24 protein-coding genes are annotated in these 21,453 nt (G+C 67.6%); 12 read left to right on the top strand and 12 right to left on the bottom strand.

Translation table 11 applies throughout. The features are described from left to right. The first annotated feature begins 43 nt into the window (after window positions 1-43). Window positions 44-652 carry a chalcone isomerase family protein gene (locus tag ACN4F8_RS17670; RefSeq protein WP_419474772.1) on the top strand — a complete coding sequence of 203 codons (609 nt, stop codon included), beginning with the start codon at window positions 44-46 and terminating at the stop codon, window positions 650-652. A 3-nt stretch (window positions 653-655) separates the two neighbouring features. Here the strand turns inward: ACN4F8_RS17670 and gph are convergent, their stop codons facing one another. After that, window positions 656-1,324: a phosphoglycolate phosphatase gene (gene gph / locus ACN4F8_RS17665; protein ID WP_419474771.1), complete on the bottom strand. Its 669-nt coding sequence runs from the start codon at window positions 1,322-1,324 to the stop codon at window positions 656-658. Then, window positions 1,324-2,013 carry a ribulose-phosphate 3-epimerase gene (rpe, locus tag ACN4F8_RS17660; protein ID WP_419474770.1) on the bottom strand — a complete coding sequence of 230 codons (690 nt, stop codon included), beginning with the start codon at window positions 2,011-2,013 and terminating at the stop codon, window positions 1,324-1,326. The genes gph and rpe overlap by 1 nt, the downstream gene beginning before the upstream one ends. 100 nt (window positions 2,014-2,113) lie before the next feature. Here rpe and apaG point away from each other — a divergent pair, with 100 nt between their 5' ends. Genes apaG through thiL form a run of 3 tightly spaced genes read left to right on the top strand, consistent with a single transcriptional unit; the run spans window position 2,114 to window position 5,521 of the window. Next, complete coding sequence (gene apaG / locus ACN4F8_RS17655; protein WP_419474769.1) at window positions 2,114-2,509, top strand: Co2+/Mg2+ efflux protein ApaG; 396 nt, start codon at window positions 2,114-2,116, stop codon at window positions 2,507-2,509. 17 nt (window positions 2,510-2,526) lie between these two features. Next, on the top strand, window positions 2,527-4,536 hold the full coding sequence (locus tag ACN4F8_RS17650; RefSeq protein WP_419474768.1) for a site-specific recombinase: 2,010 nt from the start codon (window positions 2,527-2,529) through the stop codon (window positions 4,534-4,536). Then, entirely contained in the window at window positions 4,529-5,521 is a 993-nt protein-coding gene (gene thiL, locus ACN4F8_RS17645) for a thiamine-phosphate kinase (RefSeq protein ID WP_419474767.1), read from the top strand. Before ACN4F8_RS17650 ends, thiL begins: the two co-directional genes overlap by 8 nt. Here the strand turns inward: thiL and ACN4F8_RS17640 are convergent. Further along, window positions 5,492-7,084, bottom strand: coding sequence for a hypothetical protein (locus tag ACN4F8_RS17640; protein ID WP_419474766.1), 1,593 nt, complete (start codon window positions 7,082-7,084; stop codon window positions 5,492-5,494). The genes thiL and ACN4F8_RS17640 overlap by 30 nt on opposite strands. A gap of 78 nt (window positions 7,085-7,162) precedes the next feature. On the opposite strand from ACN4F8_RS17640, the gene ACN4F8_RS17635 reads away from it, so the two are divergent. The 5 genes from ACN4F8_RS17635 to ACN4F8_RS17615 are packed head-to-tail and all read left to right on the top strand — an operon-like array spanning window position 7,163 to window position 10,944. After that, window positions 7,163-7,678 (top strand): phosphatidylglycerophosphatase A, encoded by a 516-nt coding sequence (locus tag ACN4F8_RS17635; protein WP_419474765.1) that lies wholly within the window; start codon window positions 7,163-7,165, stop codon window positions 7,676-7,678. Next, window positions 7,678-8,157: a CinA family protein gene (locus ACN4F8_RS17630; protein WP_419474764.1), complete on the top strand. Its 480-nt coding sequence runs from the start codon at window positions 7,678-7,680 to the stop codon at window positions 8,155-8,157. Before ACN4F8_RS17635 ends, ACN4F8_RS17630 begins: the two co-directional genes overlap by 1 nt. Before the next feature lie 9 nt (window positions 8,158-8,166). Next, window positions 8,167-9,309, top strand: coding sequence for a DNA alkylation repair protein (locus ACN4F8_RS17625; protein ID WP_419474763.1), 1,143 nt, complete (start codon window positions 8,167-8,169; stop codon window positions 9,307-9,309). 42 nt (window positions 9,310-9,351) lie between these two features. Beyond that, window positions 9,352-10,272 (top strand): alpha/beta fold hydrolase, encoded by a 921-nt coding sequence (locus ACN4F8_RS17620; RefSeq protein WP_419474762.1) that lies wholly within the window; start codon window positions 9,352-9,354, stop codon window positions 10,270-10,272. 9 nt (window positions 10,273-10,281) lie between these two features. Further along, window positions 10,282-10,944, top strand: a complete 663-nt coding sequence (locus ACN4F8_RS17615; protein WP_419474761.1) for a glutathione S-transferase family protein — start codon at window positions 10,282-10,284, stop codon at window positions 10,942-10,944. A gap of 15 nt (window positions 10,945-10,959) precedes the next feature. Here the strand turns inward: ACN4F8_RS17615 and ACN4F8_RS17610 are convergent, their stop codons facing one another. Continuing rightward, entirely contained in the window at window positions 10,960-11,772 is an 813-nt protein-coding gene (locus ACN4F8_RS17610; protein ID WP_419474760.1) for a UPF0149 family protein, read from the bottom strand. Window positions 11,773-11,848: 76 nt separating this feature from the next. Here ACN4F8_RS17610 and ACN4F8_RS17605 point away from each other — a divergent pair, with 76 nt between their 5' ends. The 3 genes from ACN4F8_RS17605 to ACN4F8_RS17595 are packed head-to-tail and all read left to right on the top strand — an operon-like array spanning window position 11,849 to window position 14,202. After that, window positions 11,849-13,468: an FMN-binding glutamate synthase family protein gene (locus ACN4F8_RS17605; RefSeq protein WP_419474759.1), complete on the top strand. Its 1,620-nt coding sequence runs from the start codon at window positions 11,849-11,851 to the stop codon at window positions 13,466-13,468. Between the two features lie 48 nt (window positions 13,469-13,516). Next, window positions 13,517-13,792 (top strand): type II toxin-antitoxin system prevent-host-death family antitoxin, encoded by a 276-nt coding sequence (locus ACN4F8_RS17600; protein ID WP_419474758.1) that lies wholly within the window; start codon window positions 13,517-13,519, stop codon window positions 13,790-13,792. Between the two features lie 8 nt (window positions 13,793-13,800). Then, window positions 13,801-14,202: a putative toxin-antitoxin system toxin component, PIN family gene (locus ACN4F8_RS17595; protein WP_419474757.1), complete on the top strand. Its 402-nt coding sequence runs from the start codon at window positions 13,801-13,803 to the stop codon at window positions 14,200-14,202. A gap of 7 nt (window positions 14,203-14,209) precedes the next feature. Here the strand turns inward: ACN4F8_RS17595 and ACN4F8_RS17590 are convergent, their stop codons facing one another. From ACN4F8_RS17590 to ACN4F8_RS17555, 8 genes are all read right to left on the bottom strand, one after another. Further along, window positions 14,210-15,334, bottom strand: coding sequence for a toxin-antitoxin system YwqK family antitoxin (locus tag ACN4F8_RS17590; RefSeq protein WP_419474756.1), 1,125 nt, complete (start codon window positions 15,332-15,334; stop codon window positions 14,210-14,212). Further along, window positions 15,324-15,767, bottom strand: a complete 444-nt coding sequence (locus ACN4F8_RS17585) for a putative toxin-antitoxin system toxin component, PIN family (protein ID WP_419474755.1) — start codon at window positions 15,765-15,767, stop codon at window positions 15,324-15,326. The genes ACN4F8_RS17590 and ACN4F8_RS17585 overlap by 11 nt, the downstream gene beginning before the upstream one ends. A gap of 2 nt (window positions 15,768-15,769) precedes the next feature. After that, a complete protein-coding gene (locus tag ACN4F8_RS17580; RefSeq protein WP_419474754.1) occupies window positions 15,770-17,116 on the bottom strand; it encodes a THUMP domain-containing class I SAM-dependent RNA methyltransferase in 1,347 nt (448 codons plus the stop codon). Further along, window positions 17,113-18,741 (bottom strand): RNA polymerase factor sigma-54, encoded by a 1,629-nt coding sequence (rpoN, locus tag ACN4F8_RS17575; RefSeq protein ID WP_419474753.1) that lies wholly within the window; start codon window positions 18,739-18,741, stop codon window positions 17,113-17,115. The genes ACN4F8_RS17580 and rpoN overlap by 4 nt, the downstream gene beginning before the upstream one ends. A gap of 142 nt (window positions 18,742-18,883) precedes the next feature. Then, window positions 18,884-19,678: an LPS export ABC transporter ATP-binding protein gene (gene lptB, locus ACN4F8_RS17570; RefSeq protein WP_419474778.1), complete on the bottom strand. Its 795-nt coding sequence runs from the start codon at window positions 19,676-19,678 to the stop codon at window positions 18,884-18,886. A gap of 5 nt (window positions 19,679-19,683) precedes the next feature. Next, window positions 19,684-20,292 carry a lipopolysaccharide transport periplasmic protein LptA gene (gene lptA / locus ACN4F8_RS17565; protein WP_419474752.1) on the bottom strand — a complete coding sequence of 203 codons (609 nt, stop codon included), beginning with the start codon at window positions 20,290-20,292 and terminating at the stop codon, window positions 19,684-19,686. 221 nt (window positions 20,293-20,513) lie between these two features. Next, entirely contained in the window at window positions 20,514-21,167 is a 654-nt protein-coding gene (locus ACN4F8_RS17560) for a thiol:disulfide interchange protein DsbA/DsbL (protein ID WP_419474751.1), read from the bottom strand. Window positions 21,168-21,243: 76 nt separating this feature from the next. Further along, window positions 21,244-21,453 (bottom strand): SPOR domain-containing protein (locus ACN4F8_RS17555; protein WP_419474750.1); only part of this gene is annotated, 210 nt, incomplete at its 5' end.

The following is a 21,453-nucleotide window of genomic DNA, read 5'->3' as shown; positions in this document are numbered from 1 at the left end:
GAAAAAATAGAACGGTTGTTCTTTTTTAACCGAGCTGGAACCCATGAAACGCAACTCCTTCCCTTCCTCGATCCTCGGGGCGGCCACTCTGTGCACCGCCCTGCTCCTGCCCGCATTGAGCCAGGCCGCCACGGTGGACATCAGCGGCGTCAAGCTGGAAGACCGCGCGACCGTGGCGGGCCAGTCCCTGCTGCTCAATGGCGCGGGTGTGCGCTACAAGGCGGTGTTCAAGGTTTACACCGCCGGGCTCTACCTGGGCCAGAAGGCCGAGACCACCGAGGCCGTGCTGGCCGCCAGCGGCCCCCGACGCCTGACCATCACCATGCTGCGCGACATCGATTCGGGCGAGCTCGGCAAACTGTTTTCGCGTGGCATGGAGGACAACATGGACCGCGCCGCCTTCTCCAAACTCATCCCCGGCGTGCTGCGCATGAGCCAGATCTTCAGCGACCACAAGAAACTCAAGGAAGGCGAAACCTTCCTGATCGACTGGATTCCCGGCACCGGCACGGTGTTGACCATCAAGGGCAACGTGGAAGGCGAGCCGTTCAAGGAGCCGGAGTTCTTCAATGCACTGATGCGCATCTGGCTGGGGCCAAAACCGGCCGACTGGCAACTGAAAGACGCGTTGCTGGGTAAAGCAAAGCCCTGACGGTCAGGACACCACAAGCGTCAGCTCGGCCAGTGATCCGATCAGGCGGTCATGCGGCGCCTGCGCGATCGGGTCGCCGTGGTTGTAGCCATAGGTGACCAGCACCACCGGGCAGCCGGCCGCGCGCGCGGCGATGCCGTCGTTCTGCGAGTCGCCCACCATCAGCGTGGTCGCCGGCGGTGTGCCCAGCGCCTCGCAGGTTTTCAGCAGCGGCAGCGGATCGGGCTTGGTGCGCGCGAAACTGTCGCCACCGAACACATGGGCAAAGAAGCCCAGCAGACCTTTGGCTTTGAGCAGCGGCACCGCGAAGGCGTGGGGCTTGTTGGTCAGGCAGGCCAGCGGCAGGCCGCGCTCGCGCAGCGCTGTGAGGCCATCGATCACACCGGGGTACACGGCGCTGTGCGCGCCGTTGATGGCGAGGTAGTGCGCCTGGTAACGCGTCCAGGCGTCGGCTTGCAAGGCCGCAGCGTCATCGGCCTGCAGCCCGCCGTGCAGCAAGGCCGAGCGGATCAAGTGGGCCGAGCCTTTGCCCACCATGCGCTCGATGTCGGCTCGGGTGACGCCGGGCCGATCCAGTGCTTTCAAGGTTTCATTCAAGGCAACGTCGAAGTCACCCAGGGTGTCGACCATCGTGCCGTCCAGATCCACGATGACGGCGCGGATGTCTTGCATCACGCCAGCGCAGCCCGCATCTGGTCGATCACCGCTTTGTAGTCCGGTTTGCCGAAGATCGCGCTGCCGGCGACAAACGTATCGGCGCCGGCGTCGGCCACGCGGCGGATGTTGTCGGGCTTGATGCCGCCGTCCACTTCCAGGCGGATGTTCTTGCCGCTGGCTTCGATGCGTTTGCGCGCGTCTTCGATCTTGCGCAGCGCGGAGTCGATGAAGCTCTGGCCGCCGAAGCCCGGGTTCACGCTCATGATCAGGATCAGGTCGATGTCATCGATCAGCCAGTCCAGCACATCCAGCGGCTGGCCGGGGTTGAAGGTGAGGCCGGCCTTGGCGCCCTTGGCCTTGATGGCCTGCACGCTGCGGTGCACGTGGGCGCTCGCATCGGGGTGAAAGCTCACCAGGTCGGCGCCGGCGTCGATGAAGGCGCCGGCCAGCGCGTCCACCGGCTGGATCATCAGGTGCACGTCGATCGGCACCGGCGTGCCGTCCGCTTTTTTGGCGTGGGGTTTGAGCGCCTGGCAGACCATGGGCCCGAAGGTCAGGTTGGGCACGTAGTGGTTGTCCATCACGTCGAAGTGGATCCAGTCGGCACCTGCGGCGATGACGTTTTTCACCTCGTCGCCCAGGCGGGCGAAGTCGGCGGACAGGATGGACGGGGCGATGAACGCGGCGCTGGGGTGGTGGGACATGGTCAAGCTGTGGTGGGGGAAAAGTGGGTGGTTGTGGAACCGTCCGGTGCATTTTGTCAGGCCTCACGGCGCCGTGCATGCCCGGGGTAACATCCGCGCCATGCCCAAATACCTGTTCACCTGCGAGGTCGAACCCCAGTACCTGAGCGAGCAGTCTTCGCCCGAGGAAGACCAGTACGCCTTCGCCTACACGATCACCATCACCAACACCGGTGAGGCCACCGCGCAGCTGATCGCGCGGCACTGGATCATCGACGACGAGCAAGGCCACACCGAGCAGGTCAAGGGTCTGGGCGTGGTGGGTCACCAGCCGCTGCTGCGCCCGGGTGAATCGTTCCAGTACACCAGCGGCACCCGCCTGAAAACGCCCACCGGCAGCATGCGCGGCAGCTTCTTCTGTGTGGCCGAAGACGGCGAGCGTTTCGAGGCCGTGGTGCCCGCGTTTGCCTTGCGGGCCAATGGCGCGGGCGACGCGCCATCGCGGGTGCTGCACTGAAGCGCGGTTCCTCGCCCATGGTCGTCACTGCCCTCATCGACAGCATCGACCCCGACGCGCCGCTGGCGCAACGCCACCTGTGGCTGATCGACGCCATGCGCTGGGTGCGCGGTGACGAAAAAGACGTGCAGGCCAGCGTGGCCCGCGTGCGCGAGTTTCTCGACAGCGTGCAGGCCAACCCCGAGCTGCAGCAGCGCTGGCGCCGCTGGTGGCAGCGGTTTGTGGAAACGGTGGATATCACGCCGCTGCTGGCCGACCATGGGTTTGCCCCGCGCACGGCTTTTTTGAGCGAGTTCGGCAACCGCCTGCGCAAGAAGGCCCTGCCCCACACGCCCGAGACCCACGACCTGGGCGAGCTGTTTGATCTGCTGCTGCCCACGCGCTTTGATGTGCGCTGGCTCAAGGCGCTGGACAGCGCCACGCTGCTGCGCCTGCGCGACCTGCTGATCGGCACGGGGCTGGAGCGGGGCGCCGACACGGCCAACTTCTGGCAGATGGCGCTGATGGACGCCATGATTTCCTGCGTGAGCCAGGTGAGCGCGACCGGCTTTGCCTCCGAGATCCGGGTTCGCATGTCGACCGAGGCGCAGGAGCAGAAACCGTTCCACCAGTTGCCCAGCGATCTGGAATCGCTGCGCCGCGAGGTGCGCGTGCACGGGGCGCAAAGCCCCGAGGCGCTGGAGGCCGCCACCCGGCTGCGCGACCAGCTCGACGCCTGCCGCCACGCCGCGTATTCGGTGTATTCGCACCTGGAAGAGCACGGTGTGTCGGTGGGCATCGTGTTCCGACTGCGCCAGCTGCGCGAGCGCGTGGTGCGGGTGAAGGAGCTGCTCGATTGCCTGCAGTCCGACCAGCCAGAGCGCGCCACCGTGGCGCTGCTGGCCGACCTGGCCCAGGTGGGGCTGGACAACCGCAGCATCCGCTCGCTCATTGCGGCCAGCTCGCACCTCACGGCCGCCAAGGTGGCTGAGCGCAATGCCGAAAGCGGCGAGCACTACATCACCCGCAACGCTGCGGAATACAAGGACATGCTGGGCAAGGCGGCGGGCGGCGGCGCGGTGATCGGCATCACCACCTGGGTGAAGTTCGCGCTCTACGGACTGGGCCTCTCGGCCTTCTGGAGCGGCTTTGCTGCAGGGCTCAACTACGCGGCATCGTTCGTGCTCATCATGCTGCTGCACCTCACGGTGGCCACCAAACAGCCGGCGGTGACGGCGCCGGCCATGGTGGCCAAGCTCAAGGACATCAAGGAGCTGGGCGCGGTCAAACGTTTTGTCGACGAGGTGGCCAACCTGTTCCGCTCGCAGGTGGCGGCCATCGTGGGCAATATCGGCCTGGTGATTCCGGTGGTGCTGCTGATCAGCGCGGTGCTGGCCTTCACCACCGGCAGCGCCATGGTTGACGACGACAAGGCGCGCCACACCCTGCAAGACATCAGCCTGCTGGGTCCCACCCTGCTGTTTGCCGCGTTCACCGGTGTGCTGCTGTTTGCCTCCAGCATCATTGCGGGCTGGGTCGAAAACTGGTTTGTGTTCCACAAGCTGCACTCGGCCATGGAACACAACCCGCGCTTCACCAGCGTGCTGGGCCACGAGCGTGCCGCGCGCTGGGCCAATTTCACCCGCACCAACATCTCGGGCCTGGCGGCCAACACCTCGCTGGGCTTCATGCTCGGCCTCACACCGGCTTTCCTGCAGTTCTTCGGCATCGGGCTGGACGTGCGCCACGTCACCCTGTCGGCCGGGCAGGTGACGGCGGCGGCATTTGCACTCGGCCTGGACGTGCTGCGTGAACCGGCCTTCTGGTGGGCGGTGGGTGGCGTGGTGGCGGTCGGCCCGATCAACCTGGGCGTGAGCTTCTACCTGGCCTTTCGCCTGGCCTTGCAGGCGCAGAACATCAGCGAGGTGAACCGCCAGCTGATCCGCACCGCGATCCGGCGGCGCATCCGCGTGGCACCACTGAGCTTCCTGATCCCGCCGCGCGAGAAGCCCGGCACCGATGATGGCAACACCACATCCCATGGGTGAGTTCGAGCTGATCCGGCGCCACTTCCAGCGCGAAGGTCACATGGCGCGCTCGCCCGTGGTGCTGGGCATCGGCGATGACTGCGCCCTGCTGCAGCCCCGGCCCGGTCATCAGCTGGCCGTGTCCACCGACATGCTGGTCCAGGGCCGGCATTTTTTTGCCGACGTTGACCCGCAAGCGCTGGGCCACAAGGCACTGGCGGTGAACCTCAGCGATCTGGCCGCCATGGGCGCGCGCCCGCTCGGCTTCACGCTGGCCCTGGCCCTGCCCGAGGCGAGCGACGCGTGGCTCGGCGCCTTTGCCCAAGGCCTGTTTGCGCTGGCCGACCAGCACGCCTGCCCGCTGGTGGGCGGCGACACCACGCGCGGCCCGCTCAACATCTGCATCACGGTGATGGGCGAGGTGCGCCATGGCCTGTCCATGCAGCGCAGCCAGGCGCAGGTGGGCGATGACCTCTACCTCACCGGGCGCACGGGCGAGGCGCGGCTGGCGCTGGAGCTGATGCGCGGCACGGACTGGGCCCTGCTGGCCTGCGGACCGCACGCCCTGGCCCAGCACCCCGGGCTGCGGGAACGGCTGGAGCGCCCCACGCCGCGCCTGGAGCTGGGCACGCTGCTGGCGGTGCTGGGCAGCGCGGTGCACGCGGCCATCGACCTGAGCGACGGCCTGGCCGGCGACCTCGGTCACGTCCTCGCAGCCAGCGGCGTGGGCGCCGAGATTGCGCTGGCCGCCTTGCCGGTGGCGCCCGCCCTGCAGCCGCTGCCGATGACCCACCGCCTGGATTGCCTGCTCAACGGCGGCGACGACTACGAACTGCTGTTCACCGCCGCGCCCATTGCACGCGCTGCGGTCAAGGCGGCCGCGCTGGCCAGCCACACCCCGGTGCAGCGCATCGGGCGCATCAGTGCGGCACCGGGTCTGCGCGTGCTGGATGCGTCGGGCCACGCGCTGGCGGTGTCAACGCGCAGCTTCGACCACTTCGCCTGATCCCGGACCGTCGCCTGCGCCCAGCAGCGCACCCACGATCTGTGCCACGCGCTTGTGCTCCAGCCGCCCGGCCTCCACCCACACCACACGTCCCGCAGGCGCACCGGCCAGATCGGCCAGCGCGGTGCTGCGGTCGGTGCTGGCGTCGAACAACAGCACCACACGCTGCAACTGGGGCGCGGTGGCCAGCACACCGAGTTCGTGGCGGCAGCCCTGGTTGCGCGCCTGGAAACCGCGCAGGTCCATCAGCACCACGTCGGCCTGCGCCACCAGCGCGGCCAGCGCCTGCTGCCAGGTGCTGTCAAAGCAATAACACTCGTTGACACGGTAGCGGCCGTCGGGGTCGGGCGCGAGGTCGAAGTCGCGCAGGCGCTCGGCCACCTGCGCCTCGTTGGCCACAAAGCGCTCGGCCAGGCGCCCATTGAGGAAGGTGAACACGTCGTCCGGGTCGATGGTGCGGCTGAGCAGGTCGGTGCCGGCAATCAGCACCGTGTTGCCCGAGAGGCGCCAGCGCTCCACCACACGGTCGAACATGGTCTGCACACCCGCGTCTTGCTGGAACACGCGCAGCACCAGCAGCGTGGGCGGCGCACCGCACGGCGCCAGCCAACCGCGCAAGCCCCAGGCCGCCAGCGGAATCCACAGCCAGGGGACGAACTGTGTGAGCGCGATCCAGCCCACGCCCTGCAGCGCCGGCAGCGCGGACGCTCCCAGCACCACCAGCCAGTAGGCCGCGAGCAGGTACCAGAGGTCGGAGAAACGCTTGGCCCGGTAGGCTCGCGCCAGCGCGCGGGCGATGGCCCAGGCCGGCCAGGCCAGCAGCAGCCACGGCGCCAGCGCCATCAACACGATGGCGGGCCAGGCACCCACCGCACCCACCAGCCAGACCAACCAGTCTGGTGGGTCTTGCGCGCCACTCACCATCAGCTGCAGCGCCAGCACCGACGAGCCCGCCAGCAACATGAAGATGGGCAGCAGGTACGGCGCCACCGCGCGGATGCGGCCGCTGGCGCCGATCACCAGCGTGACCACCACCGGCAACAGCACCAGACCACCGAGCCATCCCAGCGAGGTGGCCAGCGGTTGTGGCGAGATGGAGCGCCACAGGGTGAACGCCAGCATGGCCAGCAAATACAGCCCGATGGCGCCCAGCGTGCGCAGCCACGACCAGCGCCGCACCAGCCCCCAGGTCAGCGCCATGGGCCAGGCGTACACCACACCGAGCGTGAGCGCACGGCCCACGCTGAGCAGTTCGGCGCCATAGACAAAGAGCAGCGCCAGCACCGACTGGGTGATGCCGATGAGCAGACTCAACGCGCTCACGGCGAACAAATAGCGCCCGCTGGCGCGCCGGTTGGCGGCCAGATCCAGCGTGACGGCGGGCCTGGCCTGCGCGGGCACCCGTTGGCCGGCAACGGCTTGTGCGGGATCGGGCGGCGGCGACCGTTTCATGAGCGCCAGCATGCGACGGCGGTACAGGCTTGACACCACCCACGAGGCCGCGCCCGTGAGCAGCACGCCCAGCACCATGGCGGTGAGGATGGCGCCCGTGTTCATCTCCATGCGGCCCCCCCTTCTTGGTTCGCGCCAGTATCTCGCCGGCGTCACGCCCCGGCAAGACCGCCCACCCATAATTCGTCCATGCCCGAGACCGCCTCCGCACCCATCGCCCGCCCGACCTGGGCCTTTCTGTTGGCCCACCCGGCCCACTTCATTGCGCTGGGCGCGGGCGCAGGCCTGAGCCGTTTTGCGCCCGGCACCGTGGGCACGCTCTGGGCCTGGGCGTCGTTCCTGATGTTGCAGCCGTTGATGTCGGCCACCACATGGGCGCTGCTGATCGGCGCCGCCACGCTGGTGGGCTGGTGGGCCTGCACCGTGACCGCACAACACATGCGCATCGCCGACTCGGGCCACATCGTGTGGGACGAGGTGGTGGCCTTCTGGCTGGTGCTGTGGCTCATCGCCCCGGCAGGCTTCTGGGCCCAGCTGGTGGCGTTTGTGCTGTTCCGGTTTTTCGACGCGGTGAAGTTCGGCCCCATGGCCTGGGCCGACCAGACCTTCAAAGGCTTCGGGCCGCGCGGCGGCTTCGGCATCCTGCTCGACGATGTCGCCGCCGCGTTCTGCACCCTGCTGGTGATCGCACTCTGGAAATTCTGATGATGAACACACCCGAACTGGTGGCAGCGCTCGCGCGCGAACTCAACAGCCGCGGCCTGATGATGGCCGCCGCCGAGAGCTGCACCGGCGGCCTCATTGCCGGGGCGTGCACGGATTTGAGCGGCTCCAGCGACTGGTTCGAGCGCGGCTTCGTCACCTACTCCAACGCCGCCAAGACCGAGCTGCTCGGTGTGCCCGCCGACCTGATCCACCAGCACGGTGCGGTGAGCGAGCCGGTGGCGCGCGCCATGGCCACGGGCGCAATCGCCCACGCTCCCGTGCAGCTCGCGGTGGCCGTCACCGGCGTGGCCGGGCCCACCGGCGGCAGCGCCGAAAAACCGGTGGGCACCGTGTGGTTCGGCTGGGCCACACCGGCGGGCAGCTTCACCGAACACCAGCGCTTCGACGGCGACCGCGCTGCGGTGCGCGCCGCCACCGTGCGGCACGCGCTGGCCGGTCTGCTGCAACGCCTGCCCTGAGAGCGCGCCATGGAACCGTTCAAGAACCTCATCAACGCGGGCACGGTGTCCGCCGCGGGCCAGCACCTGCAGCGCGCGTGGAGCGGCTTCGACCGCCAACGCTTCGAAGCCATCGCCAACCACGGCCTGGACGCGCTCGAACTCAAGGCGCGCATGCTGCAACTGGCCAAGGCCATGCGCGCCACGCTGCCCGACGATTTCAATGCCGCCTGCACCGTGCTGGAAACCAGCCTGGCCCCACCCCTGCCGATGGACGCCAAGGGCGAGCCCGAGGGCCTGACCACGGCACAGGCGAGCACCGGCGTGGCCGGCTGGGTGATCTGGTCCATGGGGGAGTTCGTGGCGCGCCATGGCCAGCACGATGTGACGCGCTCGCTGGTCTGCCTGCACGCGCTCACCCAACGCTCCACCGCCGAGTTCGCGATCCGCCCCTTCATCCAGCAGCAGCCACAGGCCGTGTGGTCGGTGCTGGCGCGCTGGGCCAACGACCCGAGCGCCCATGTGCGCCGGCTCGTCAGCGAAGGCAGCCGCCCCCGCCTGCCCTGGGGCCTGCGCCTGCAGGCGCTGGTGGCCGACCCCACGCCCACGCTGCCGCTGTTGCGCGCCTTGCAGGACGACACCAGCAGCTATGTGCGCCGCAGCGTGGCCAACCACCTCAACGACATTGCCAAGGACCACCCGGATCTGGTGGCGGGCTGGGTGAAAGACCACCTGATCCAAGCCACGCCCGAGCGCAGCACGCTCTTGCGCCACGCGAGCCGAAGCCTCATCAAACAAGGCCATGCGCCCACGCTGGCGGCCTGGGGCCTGGCCAGCGGCCTCACAGGCCAGGCCACGCTCAAGCTCTCGGCCGCCCAGGCGGCGGTGGGTGACGCCATCGGCTTGCACGTGGTGCTGCAGTCCACCGCACGCCAGCCCCAGCCGCTGGAAATCGACTACGCGGTGCACCACGTTCGCGCCAACGGCGGCACCTCACCCAAGGTGTTCAAGGGCTGGAAGCTCTCGCTGGCCGCGGGCGAAACGCGCACGCTGGACAAACGCCACAGCCTAAAACCCGTGACCACGCGCACGCTCTACCCGGGGTTGCACCGCATTGAGTTGCTGGTGAACGGGCTGGCATTGGCCGAGGCCAGGTTCGACCTCAAGCCCTGAACGTCTGCACAACACACCACCACCCGGCAGGAGACACCCCACATGACCACCGACTGGTTTGCCGGATTCGAGCTTCAACAGATCCAGACGCAAGGCGCACACGCCGCCGTGCGCGTGGGCGGCCGGCCCGACGGGCCTGCGCTCGTGCTGCTGCACGGTTTTCCGCAAACCCATGTGATGTGGCATCGCGTGGCGCGCGAGCTGGCGCCCCACTTCAAGCTGGTGCTGCCCGACCTGCGCGGCTACGGCGATTCGTCGCACGCACCCGGCGCGAGTGACCACAGCACCTACAGCAAACGCGCGATGGCGCAAGACGTGATCGACGTGCTGGACGCGCTGGGCATCGACCGCTTTTTTCTGTGCGGCCACGACCGCGGTGGCCGCGTGGCGCACCGGCTGGCGGTGGACCACCCGGCGCGCGTGCGCAAGCTCTGCGTGATCGACATCGCGCCCACGCTGGACATGTACGCGCGCACCGACATGGCGTTTGCCCGCGCCTACTACCACTGGTTCCACCTGATCCAGCCCGCGCCGCTGCCCGAGCTCATGATCGGCGGCAACGCGCTGGCCTACCTGCACGCCAAGCTCGGCGGCTGGGGCTCCAAGCAGGATGGTGCGCGGCTGCCCCACATCGAGCCGCAGGCGCTGGCCGAGTACGAGCGCTGCTTCTGCCGCACCGAGGCGATCCACAGCGCCTGCGAGGACTACCGGGCCAGCGCCGGTATCGACCTGGATCACGACCGCGAGAGCCGCGAAGATGGGCAGCAGATTGCCTGCGACACGCTGGTGCTGTGGGGCCAGCGTGGTGTGGTGCAGAAGCTGTTTGATCCGCTCGCGCTGTGGCAGGCGCAGTGCGTCGGCACCGTGAGTGGCCAGGCCATGCCGGCCGGCCACTTCATCCCCGAAGAACTGCCCGAGGCCACGGCCGCTGCGCTGCGCAGCTTCATGACCACCACCGACTGAAAGACGCCCATGCTCACCGTTCACCACCTCAACAACTCGCGCTCGCAGCGCGTGCTCTGGCTGCTCGAAGAGCTGGGCGTGCCGTACCAGATCGAGCGCTACGAACGCGACCGCAAGACCATGCTGGCGCCGCCCGCGCTCAAAAAGGTGCACCCACTCGGCAAATCGCCGGTGGTGACCGACGGGCAGGCCACGCTGGCCGAGTCGGGCGCGATCATCGAGTACCTGGTGGAGCGTTACGGCGAGGGCAATTTCTCACCCGAGCCGGGCACGCCTTCGCATCTGCGCTACCGCTACTGGCTGCACTACGCCGAAGGTTCGCTGATGCCGCCGCTGCTGATGAAGCTGGTGTTTGACGAGGTTGAAAAAGCCCCGCTGCTGGTGCGCCCGATCGCCAAGGCGATCTCGGCCACGGTGCACAAACGCTTCATCACGCCCAACCTCACGCAGCACCTGGATTTTCTGGAGGGCGAACTCGCCAGCTCCAACTGGTTCGCTGGCCGCTCGTTCAGCGCGGCCGATGTGCAGATGAGTTTTCCGGTGGAGGCCGCCGCCGCGCGCGCGGGCTTGAACGAGAGCCGCCCCAAGCTCATGGACTGGCTGCGCCGCATCCACGCGCGCCCGGCGTACCAGCGCGCGCTGGTGCAGGGTGGGCCGTTTGAGTTGAAGTGATGTGCCCGTGACAGTTCAGGCGCCGTGGCACTTCTTGTATTTTTTTCCACTACCGCACGGGCACGGATCGTTGCGCCCCGGTGTCTCGGCCTTGCGGATCGGCTCCACACGCGGGCCCAGGCTGCGGCCGATCTGGGCCAGGTCGTACACGGCCCAGATCGCCGCGCCGAACGCGTTGAGGCGCTCGTCGCTCACGCTCGGCGGGCCGTCTTCGGCGTGCATGTTCACCGTGGGCTTGCCGGTGTCGTCTTCGGTCAGGGCCACCAGGTGGTCCAGCGCTTCGTCGATCCAGGTGGCGGTGTCCTTGTCGCGCGGCGGCTCCCAGTCTTCGGGCCAGTTCTCCACCACGAACATGAAGCCCAGCGCCCACACCTGTGCGTAGGCCGGCAGCTCCTGATCCTTGAACTCGGCGCGCTCGGCCTCGGGCAGGGCGGCCACGGCGCCGCGCACGTCCATCAGCTCGGGGTGGTAGCTGCGTTCGTCTTCCAGCGTGTCCACCGGTGAGGCCAGCGAGATCGACACCTCGGCGCTGCGGCGCATCCACAGCGCCATGAATTGCTCGTACTGCGCGGTGTTGGCGAAGTGCGTGCCGTCTTCCTGCGGTGCGGTGGGCAGCGGGCCGGTGCCCAGCAGCATGGGCAACCACTCGGCCGGCTCCACCGGGCGGCGCGTGCACAACAGCGCGGCCATGGCACCTTCGCAGAACTCCCACTGCGGCACGTCTTCGCCGCGCGTGCGCAGGTCGTCGAGGATGGCGTCGAGGGTGTCGTAGTCTTCGTTGTCCAGCGCGCCGGCTGGGTTCTGGTCGGTGTTCACGGGGGTGTTCATGGGGTCAAATGGCCTGCACAGGCCCGGGTTTTATGATGAGCTGAAGTGTATTCCGCACCCTCTGCCGAAAGCCCGCATGCTCGACCGCCTCAACGCCCTCTACCCCGTGCGCTACACCGCGCTTGGCCTGTGCGTGGTCATTGCTTTGCTGAGCCTGTTCACCTGGATCGCGTTCGGCATCGGCGGCTTCTGGTTCCTGGTGTTCACCGGTCTGTCGGTGCTCGGTGTGTTCGACCTGCGGCAAACCAAAAGCTCGGTGCTGCGCAACTACCCCGTCATCGGCCACCTGCGCTTCATGCTGGAGAAGATCCGCCCCGAGATCCGGCAGTATTTTCTGGAGAGCGACGTTGAAGCCACACCGTTCTCGCGCAGCCAGCGCAGCCTGGCCTACGCGCGCGCCAAGGGCGAGACCGACAAACGCCCCTTCGGCACGCAGGTGGACCAGAACGCCACCGGCCACGAGTGGCTCAACCACTCGATGGCGCCCAGCCGGATCGCCTCGCACGACTTCCGACTCACCATCGGCGGCCCCGGCTGCACGCAGCCGTACGAGGCCAGCGTGTTCAACATCTCGGCCATGAGCTTCGGCGCGCTCTCAGCCAACGCGATCCAGGCACTGAATGCCGGCGCGAAACGTGGCGGCTTCGCGCACGACACCGGCGAAGGTTCGATCTCGGCCTACCACCGGCTGCACGGCGGTGACCTGATCTGGGAGGTCGGCTCGGGCTACTTTGGCTGCCGCGACGAGAACGGCCACTTCAGCCCCGACCGCTTCAAAGCCAACGCGATGGACCCGCAGGTGAAGATGGTGGAGATCAAGCTCAGCCAGGGCGCCAAGCCGGGCCACGGCGGTGTGTTGCCCGGACCCAAGGTCACGCCCGAAATCGCGGCCGCGCGTGGCGTCATCGTGGGTCAGGACTGCGTCTCACCCGCCGCGCACAGCGCGTTCTCCACGCCCGTCGAACTCATGCGCTTCATCGTGCAATTGCGCGAACTCTCGGGCGGCAAGCCGGTGGGCTTCAAGCTGTGCATCGGCCACCCGTGGGAGTGGTTCGCCATCGTCAAGGCCATGCTGGCCACCGGCATCACACCCGACTTCATCGTGGTCGACGGCGCCGAGGGCGGCACCGGTGCGGCACCGCTCGAATTCACCGACCACGTGGGCGCGCCACTGCAGGAAGGCCTGCGCCTGGTGCACAACACACTGGTGGGCGTGAACCTGCGCGACCGCATCAAAGTGGGCTGTGCGGGCAAGGTCATCAGCGCCTTCGACATCGTGCGCGCCATGGCCATCGGCGCCGACTGGTGCAACAGCGCGCGCGGCTTCATGTTTGCACTCGGCTGCATCCAGGCCCAGAGCTGCCACACCGGCCAATGCCCCACGGGCGTGACCACGCAAGACCCGGTGCGCCAGCAAGCGCTGGTGGTGCCCGACAAGGCCGAGCGTGTGTTTCAGTTTCACCAGCGCACGCTCATGGCGCTGCAAGAGCTCATCCAGGCCGCCGGTCTGCAGCACCCCGGCGAGATCACCGCCCACCACCTGGTGCGCCGCGTGAACCAGAACGAAGTGCGCCTGCTCGCCAACCTGCTGCCCGAAACCCTGCCCGGTGCGCTGCTGCACGACCTGACCGGGCAACACGCGGTGTTCACAACCTACTGGCCGCAGGCACATGCGGACCGGTTCGGGTTGGCTTGATCATATTGACCAATATGGTCATAATAACCATGTCTTCAGGAGCCAGCCATGATCACCGAAACCAGCGCTGTGACCTTCCGCCAGAACCTGGGCGACATGCTCAACCAGGTGCACTACCGCAGCGACAGCATCGTCATCAACAAGGACGGCAAGCCGATCGCCGCGCTGGTGGACGCGCGCCTGTTCGCCCGCATCCGGCGCATGCAAGTGCGGTTTGATGCGCTGAGTGAGCGCCTGGCACTGGGCTTTGAAGACGTGCCCCAAGAAGAAGGCATGGCCGAGATTGAGGCCGCCGTGAAAGCCACCCGGCGAGCAAAGCGCTGAACGTGCGGGTGGTCCTGGACACCAACGTGCTGCTCTCCGGTCTGGCCTATCCGGGCAGCGTGCCGGGCAAGATCGTCTCGGCTTGGCGACATGGCGCGCTTGAGGTGGTGCTGAGCCACTTCATCCTCGACGAACTGCGCCGAGTGCTGCCGCGCCTGCGGGCGCGCCATGAATTGAGCGACGCGGAGATTGCCGATCTGGTCGATTGCCTCGCCTTCGAGGCCGAGTTGGTCGAGCCGGATGCAGAAGTCGACGCCGAACTGACCGATGCATTCGATCAACCGGTGCTGGCGACGCTGCGAAGCGCGGCTGCCGATGCGCTCATCACAGGTGACAAGGCGCTGCTGGCGTTGGCGCACAAACACCCGGTGATGTCGCCCGCCGAATTCTGGGCTGCACACGGGCAATAGCGGCTGATCAGATCCGCGAGCCGTCTTCCAGAAACCGCTCTTCGCGCACGAACACGCCTCGTGCGTCGTACGACTTGCGGCGCAGCAGCACACCGCGTTCGCCGTGTTCGTCCTCCACCGAGAGCACGCCCGCTTCGGAGAAGTACTTCTGCCAGCCCAGCAGGCGGCCGTTGCGTTCCACGTTCACCGCTGCGGGCAGGCCGTTGTCCCAGAAGCTCTCGGTGGTGCGCTCCTGGTGGCGGCCATCGCGGCGGATCTGTTGGCGGGCTTTTTGTTTGCCGTTCAGGTACCACTGGTGGATGCGCTGCTCGTACCCGTCGGCCCAGGTGGTTTCCTGGGTGAGTTGCCCGCTTTCGGCCCATTCGCGCGACACGCCTTCGCGGCCTTCGCGGCTGTTGGGGTCGCGCTCGATGAAGTCGGCTTCTGATCGCTGTTGGCCTGATGGGTAGAACACGCGCTTGATGCGCCGGCCGTCCTTGAGTTCCTCGTTGCGCACGAGCCGGCCTTCGCGGTCCAGCACGGTCTGGCGCTGCATCTGGCCTTGCACATAGCTCACGGTGCCTGCAGGTTTGCCGTCAGCGCGGTGCTGCGTCACATCGCTGGCGCGACCCGCGTGGCCACACACTTCGCGGTCTTGCGGCACCAGCGTCACGGCGGCGCAGCGCAGCTCGGTCAAACGGCCGTCGGCCAGGTAGGCGATGGTGAGCACGGTGCGCCGACCGGCCGCAAAGTGCAGCTCCTGCAAATGGCCGGCTTCGGCAAAGGTTTTCTGCAGCCCCACGGCGCTGCCGTCCTCAAAGTTTTCCTCTTTGCGCAACGTGCCCTTGGCGTCGAAGGTGCGCGCCACGCCGTCGCGGTTGCCGCGTTCGTTGATGTTGTATTCGCGCCGCTCGCCATCGGCCAGCACCATGAGCACCGGGCCCACGGTTTTGCCGTCGCGCAGCGTCTGCTCAAACCGGCGCACCTGGCCACTGTCGTCGGTGCAGCGCATCAGGCCGCTCTTGCCAGCGGTGGTGTGGCCGTTGGCGCGGCTCACGCTTTCGCCGTTGAGCTCGCAGCTCTGCACCGCCCAGGCGTTCGCGCAGAACACCACACCCAGGGCCAACAGAGGCCAGCGCATTTCAATCCACATGGATCCGACTCCACTCGCGACACACCTGCACACCGACGCGCGCCAGCCGTTTGGCCATGCACAGCACCGCGTCGTCCTTGCTCACCAGTGTGGCGCGGTGGGCGGCCGCCAGGTCGATGAACTTCTGGTCGTCGGGGTCTTTGCAGGTGTACGCCGCCTTGGGCGCATCGGCCACCAAGCGGGTGCAGCGGTCGAAGGCATCGAGCACGTCTCGCGCGGGCCGGGTCTGCGCGTTGAGGCGGCGCGCGATCTGCGGGTAGTCAAGCACACGCACGAGTTCCTCGCGCATGGCGGCAGTGACGATCCAGGCGCCGTCCGCGCGCGCCACCGCCGCGCGCAACGCCTCGGTGGCGGCGTCCTGAAACACAAACAGGTCGAGCGCGATGTTGGTGTCGAGCACCAGCGTTTCGGTGGCGTCCGGCACCTCGGCCACGCTCAGTCCTCGGCGTCGGGCTCGGGCCGCGGTTTGCGCGCGGTGAGGTCGAAGCGGAACAACCGGCATTCGATCGGGCCGTTCCACAGCGGCACGCGGCGCGATTCCTTGAAGCGCATCTTGCCGGGCAGCTTGAGGTCGGGCGTGAGCAGCCAGGCGGTCCAACCGGCGTAGTGGCTTTTCCAGTGGGCGGCGAGCTGGTTGAAGAAGTCGCTGCCGTCGCCCCCGTCGGGCATCTGCGCACTTTCCCTGCCGAGTCCGGGCGCGGGCGGCGCGGCTTTGCCGACCGTGAAGGTGCGCGGCTCGCGCGGCGCTGCTCGCTGGGCGCGGGCACTGGCGCGGTCTTCCGAACTCTGGCCCGCCACACCGGCGGCGGCAATGCGCTCGCCGTAGGGCGGGTTGAGCAGCATCACGCCCGGTTTGTCGCTGGGCGGCATGCGCTGCAGGGCGTCGCCGCCACGCAGTTCGATGGCGTGGGCCACGCCCGCGCGCTCGGCGTTGCGCTGCGCGAAGTCGACCATGCGGAAGGACACGTCGCTGCCGAAGACGATGGGCGGATGGCCTTCGGGCCAGTCGCGTTGCTGGCGCTCGGCCTCATCCAGAATGGGTTGCCACACGTGCGGCTGGAAGGGCAGCAGCTTCTCGAACGCGAAGCGGCGCAAATAGCCGGGCGGAATGTTGAGCGCGATCTGCGCGGCCTCGATCACCACCGTGCCACTCCCGCAGCAGGGGTCGTACAGCGGCACGATCTCGTCCAGCGGCTGGTCAGCGCACGCGTCCCAGCCGGTGGCGGCGATCATGGCCGCGGCCAGGGTTTCCTTCAGCGGGGCGTCGCCCTTGTCCTCGCGCCAGCCGCGCTTGAACAGAGGCTCGCCCGAGGTGTCGATGTACAGGCTCACCGTCTCGGTGGTCAGGTGCACGTAGATGCGCACGTCGGGCCAGGTGGTGTTCACGCTGGGCCGCTCGCCGCGCTTTTCGCGGAAGCGGTCGCAGATCGCGTCTTTCACCTTGAGCGCCGCAAAGTTCAGCGACGTCAGCGGGCTGTGCTGCGCGGTGATCTCGACCTTGATGGTCTGCGCCGGCGTGAACCAGATCTCCCAGGCCACCTCGCTGGCCGCGTGGTACAGGTCTTGTTCAGAGCGGTAGCCGCCGTGCCAGAGCTGCACCAGCACGCGCTGTGTGAGGCGGCTGTGCAAATTGAGCCGCATGGCGTCGCGCCACGAGGCGTTGAGCGCGACACCACCGCGCGCCTTGTGCGGCGCGTCCACACCGGTGATGCGCTTGACCTCGGCGGCGAGCAAGTCCTCGACGCCGGCGGCGCAAGGCAGAAAGACTTGTAACTGGTTCAAAGCGATTTTCTAAGGTTCGCGGGAGCGATTCGCAGCGCCTCGCGGTACTTGGCCACCGTGCGGCGCGCGCACTCGATGCCCTGCTCGCGCAGCAGGTCGGAGAGCTGGTTGTCCGACAGCGGCTTGGCCGCTTCTTCGGCGGCGATGAATTGTTTGAGCAAGGCGCGCACGGCCGTGCTCGACGCGTTGCCACCGGTCTCGGTGCCCAGCGAGGAGCCGAAAAAGTACTTGAGCTCGTAGGTGCCGAACGGCGTGGACATGTACTTGGCGGTGGTCACGCGGCTGATGGTGGACTCGTGCAGGCCGAGTTCGTCGGCGATCTCGCGCAGCACCAGCGGGCGCATGGCGAGTTCGCCGTGCATGAAGAAGTTGCGCTGGCGCTCCACGATGGCGCTGGACACGCGCAGGATGGTGTCGAAGCGCTGCTGGATGTTCTTGATGAACCAGCGCGCCTCCTGCAGGCGCTGCTGCATGGCGGCATGACCGGCCTCGCCGCCGTTGTCGCGCCCGCCGCGGTTCTGGCGCATCGCGCTGGCGTACACATCGTGCACGCGCAGGCGCGGCATCACCTCAGGGTTGAGCAACACCTTGAAACCCCGACCGGCGCGCGTCACGAGCACGTCGGGCACGACCACGTTGCGCTCCAGGTCGAGGAAGCGGCGGCCCGGTTTGGGCTCCAGGCGGGCAATCAGCCCGAGCGCGGCGCGCACGGCTTCGTCTTCCAGGCCGCACAGGTTGCACAGGCGCTTCACATCGCGCTTGGCCACCAGCTCCATGGACTGTCCGCAGATGGCCAGGGCTGCGCGCGCTTCGGGCGTGTTGCGCATCTCCAGGATCTGCAGGCGCAGGCACTCGGCGAGGTTGCGCGCGCCCACCCCGGCGGGCTCCATGTGCTGCAGCAGCTGCAGGGCCATGGTCAGGCGCTGCACGAGGGCTTCGCGCTCTTCCAGCCCTTCGTTGGGGTCTTCGGTCTCCATCGGGCCCGACAAGGCCTGCCAGGCTGCGGCCAGTTCGGTCAGGCTGTCTTCGATGTAACCGTCGTCGCTGAGCGATTCGATCAGGAAATACAGCGCGGCGCGGTCTTCTTCGGACAAGCGCAGGCAGCGCGCCTGATCGTGCAGAAAATCCTGCAGACTGACGTGGGCACGGGCCAGGTCGGCGGCGCTGGCGGTGTCGTCGTCGCCCGAGGCGTTGTTGTTGCGCGCGGGCGCGTCGCCACCCCACTCGCTGTCGTCCGGCGCCATCTCCACCGTGCCGTCGCCCTCCCAGCTTTCTTCCACCGGCGTGGCGCCGTCGAGCTTGCCCTCGATGGCATCACCTTCACTGGTGTCGCTGCTCGTGCTGCTGCTCGATTCCGTGCTGGAGAGCATCGGGCCGGGCGATTCAGGCAGAGCGGCCTCGGCGATCTGCTCACCCACGCTCACCGGTGCGTCCGTCTGCTCCAGGCCAAACGCCTCGCGCTCGGCCAGGTCTTCGGAGCGCTCCAGAAACGGGTTTTCGTCGAGCATCTGCTCGACCTCCTGCGCCATCTCCAGCGTGGAGAGTTGCAACAGGCGGATGGATTGCTGCAGCTGGGGCGTGAGCGCCAGGTGCTGCGAGACACGTAACGACAGGCCTTGTTTCACAGGCCGCCCCCCCGCCGCGCGGCGCGCGTCCCCCCCAGGGGGGCGCACCCTGGGACCGGCAAAGCCGGATCCGCGGGGGCCCTGGATGGGACACCTCGCGCCGGTGAAATTGCACCGCAGTGCAACAGGTGGCTGCTTTTCATCACATCCGGAAATGTTCGCCGAGATAAACGCGGCGCACGTCGGCGTTTTCCACGATCTCGGCCGGTGTGCCGCTGGTGAGCACGTGGCCGTCGTTGATGATGTAGGCGCGGTCGCAGATGCCCAGGGTCTCGCGCACGTTGTGGTCGGTGATGAGCACGCCGATGCCGCGCGACTTGAGGAAACCGATGATGCGCTGGATCTCGATCACGGCGATCGGGTCGATGCCGGCAAAGGGCTCGTCGAGCAGGATGAAACGCGGGTTGGTGGCGAGCGCCCGAGCAATCTCGACCCGGCGGCGCTCACCGCCCGACAGGGCCGGTGCGGGCGAGTCGCGCAGGTGGTCCACGTGCAGGTCTTTGAGCAACTCGTCGAGCCGGGCCTCGATGGCGGCCTTGCCCAAGGCCTTGCCGGCCTCGTCCTCCTGCAGCTCCAGCACGGCGCGCACGTTGTCGGCCACGTTGAGCTTGCGGAAGATCGACGCTTCCTGCGGCAGGTAGCCCAGGCCCAGGCGGGCGCGCCGGTGGATGGGCAGGCTCTGGATGGCCTGGCCATCGAGCAAAATTTGCCCGGCGTCCGAGCGCAGCAGGCCGACCAACATGTAGAAGGAGGTGGTCTTGCCCGCGCCGTTGGGGCCCAGCAGGCCAACCACCTCACCTTTGAAGACCGCCAGCGACACGTCCTTGACCACCTTGCGGCTGCCATAGGCCTTTTGCAGACCTTGGGCCTCCAGCCGGCTGAGATCGGGGCCGGGCGACGGGCGTTTGCCCGGGCTCAGGGCCTGCGCCGAGGGCATCGCCGTCACTGTTGACCCTCGCCGAGCTGGTTGCTGGGGCGCAGGTTGGCCGGTGGCGCTGGCACGGGAGCGGGTGCACCGGCTTTGGGCACGGGCGTGAGCATGGCCCGCACGCGACCGGTGGGGTTGTTGGCGGTGCGGTTGGCGGCGCCTCCGTCCACGGTGAACACGTCGCTGGTGTTGTTGTAGACGATCACGCTGCCGGTGGTTTCGTCGTTGAGCTGGGCGCCCTTGAAGCGCTTGAGCACCGCATCGCCCACAAAACGCACGGTGTCGGCCTGGCTGTCGTACTCGATGCGCTGGGCCGTGCCTTCGATGAATTCGTCCACCCCATCGCGCTTCTGGCGGAAAAACCCCGGGCTGCCGTTGACGGTGCCGAACTGGTTGCCCTGGGCATCCTGGCGCACCTCGACCTTGGCTCCGCGAATCACGATGGTGCCCTTGGTGATGATCACGTTGCCGGTGAAGATGCTGGTCTGGCGCGCGTCGTCGTAGCGCAGCGTGTCGGACTCGGCATTGAGCGGCAGGTTGCGGTCGGCCTTTTCAGCCTGTGCCGCACCGGTCAGGAACAGACCCAACACCAGGCAGGTGCCCGTCCAGAATGACCGACGCAAGGGGGATGTGGACTGGTTGGAATGCATGGGGTATTGGGGCACGAAACTTGCATTCATTGTAACGACGTGCTGCATGCCGAACGCGCCAAAGAGCCGCTTTACCGACTCTTTTCTCACGCCACTCAACAAAGCCCGTACCGTCCAACACCACGCACGCCACCCGCGTACGCACCAAAGAGAAAGCCCGCCGGATGCGGGCTTCTCCCGGCACCGGACAAGGCTCAGGCCTTGCGGGCCGATTCGGCGATCAACGCATCGGCCACCACCAGGGTGCGGGGGCCTTGACCGTTCACATAAAAGCGCCCGGCCACGCCCAATGACGGCGTGCCTTCGACGTTGTAGGCGTCCTGAAGTTGGGTGGCCTTGGTGGCCAGGCCCACGGCAGCGCCGTTGTAGAACTCGCTGAAACGGGCCATGTCAACACCACCCTGTTTTTCAATCCAGGCGGTGATGACGGGCTGGGTGGTGAGCTGCTGGCGGTCCACATGGATGGCCTGGAACACCTTGCTGTGCAGCCGATCCACCAGCTTCATGGCTTCCAGCGTGAAGTACAGGCGCTGCATGGGCACAAAGGCGGGGCTGAACGCCACCGGCATGCGCCGCACATTCACATTGGCTGGCTTCTTCCTGGCCCACTCGTCGAACGCGGGCTCGAAATTGAAACAGTGGACGCAGCTGTAGGCGAAGAACTCGACCACCTCGATCTGGCTGGCCGGGCTCTCCACAGGCGCGGGGCTCTTCAGGCGGATGAAGTCGGTGCCTTCCTTGGGTGCCACGCGCTGGGCCAGCGCGGGTGTGAGCGTCAGGCCACCGGCGGCGGCCACAGCGGTGGTGCCGGCGGCCAGCAGGGAACGGGAAAAATCGCGACGTTGCATGGAATCGAACTCCTGGGTTGAGTTGGCTTGGGGCAGGCGCTGCGGTTGAAAGTTCCCGGCGACCCTGCGCGTCAGATCAGCGTTGCACGCGAACCAGCGCCGCCTCGACGCCGTTGACCTGCAGCTGCTCCTGGGTCAGATCGGCCAGCGCCTTCTGGTTGAACGGGCCCACGCGCACGCGGTACACGGTCCGGCCGGATTGTTCACGCTCGGTCACATCGGCGTTGATGCCCAACATGGCGAGCTTGGCGCGCTGGGCTTCGGCGTCCTCGGGCGAGCGGTAGGC

The organism is Hydrogenophaga sp., from assembly GCF_048549895.1.
Classification (GTDB): Bacteria; Pseudomonadota; Gammaproteobacteria; order Burkholderiales; family Burkholderiaceae_C; genus Hydrogenophaga.
This window is presented reverse-complemented; position numbering and strand designations above follow the sequence as displayed.

What these genes read in the sequence shown, in the direction of transcription:
- ACN4F8_RS17670 (WP_419474772.1), top strand. Translation starts at nt 44, where the DNA reads ATGAAACGCAACTCCTTCCCTTCCTCGATCCTCGGGGCGGCCACTCTG.
- gph (WP_419474771.1), bottom strand. Translation starts at nt 1,324, where the DNA reads ATGCAAGACATCCGCGCCGTCATCGTGGATCTGGACGGCACGATGGTC.
- rpe (WP_419474770.1), bottom strand. Translation starts at nt 2,013, where the DNA reads ATGTCCCACCACCCCAGCGCCGCGTTCATCGCCCCGTCCATCCTGTCC.
- apaG (WP_419474769.1), top strand. Translation starts at nt 2,114, where the DNA reads ATGCCCAAATACCTGTTCACCTGCGAGGTCGAACCCCAGTACCTGAGC.
- ACN4F8_RS17650 (WP_419474768.1), top strand. Translation starts at nt 2,527, where the DNA reads ATGGTCGTCACTGCCCTCATCGACAGCATCGACCCCGACGCGCCGCTG.
- thiL (WP_419474767.1), top strand. Translation starts at nt 4,529, where the DNA reads ATGGGTGAGTTCGAGCTGATCCGGCGCCACTTCCAGCGCGAAGGTCAC.
- ACN4F8_RS17640 (WP_419474766.1), bottom strand. Translation starts at nt 7,084, where the DNA reads ATGGAGATGAACACGGGCGCCATCCTCACCGCCATGGTGCTGGGCGTG.
- ACN4F8_RS17635 (WP_419474765.1), top strand. Translation starts at nt 7,163, where the DNA reads ATGCCCGAGACCGCCTCCGCACCCATCGCCCGCCCGACCTGGGCCTTT.
- ACN4F8_RS17630 (WP_419474764.1), top strand. Translation starts at nt 7,678, where the DNA reads ATGATGAACACACCCGAACTGGTGGCAGCGCTCGCGCGCGAACTCAAC.
- ACN4F8_RS17625 (WP_419474763.1), top strand. Translation starts at nt 8,167, where the DNA reads ATGGAACCGTTCAAGAACCTCATCAACGCGGGCACGGTGTCCGCCGCG.
- ACN4F8_RS17620 (WP_419474762.1), top strand. Translation starts at nt 9,352, where the DNA reads ATGACCACCGACTGGTTTGCCGGATTCGAGCTTCAACAGATCCAGACG.
- ACN4F8_RS17615 (WP_419474761.1), top strand. Translation starts at nt 10,282, where the DNA reads ATGCTCACCGTTCACCACCTCAACAACTCGCGCTCGCAGCGCGTGCTC.
- ACN4F8_RS17610 (WP_419474760.1), bottom strand. Translation starts at nt 11,772, where the DNA reads ATGAACACCCCCGTGAACACCGACCAGAACCCAGCCGGCGCGCTGGAC.
- ACN4F8_RS17605 (WP_419474759.1), top strand. Translation starts at nt 11,849, where the DNA reads ATGCTCGACCGCCTCAACGCCCTCTACCCCGTGCGCTACACCGCGCTT.
- ACN4F8_RS17600 (WP_419474758.1), top strand. Translation starts at nt 13,517, where the DNA reads ATGATCACCGAAACCAGCGCTGTGACCTTCCGCCAGAACCTGGGCGAC.
- ACN4F8_RS17590 (WP_419474756.1), bottom strand. Translation starts at nt 15,334, where the DNA reads ATGTGGATTGAAATGCGCTGGCCTCTGTTGGCCCTGGGTGTGGTGTTC.
- lptB (WP_419474778.1), bottom strand. Translation starts at nt 19,678, where the DNA reads ATGCCCTCGGCGCAGGCCCTGAGCCCGGGCAAACGCCCGTCGCCCGGC.
- ACN4F8_RS17560 (WP_419474751.1), bottom strand. Translation starts at nt 21,167, where the DNA reads ATGCAACGTCGCGATTTTTCCCGTTCCCTGCTGGCCGCCGGCACCACC.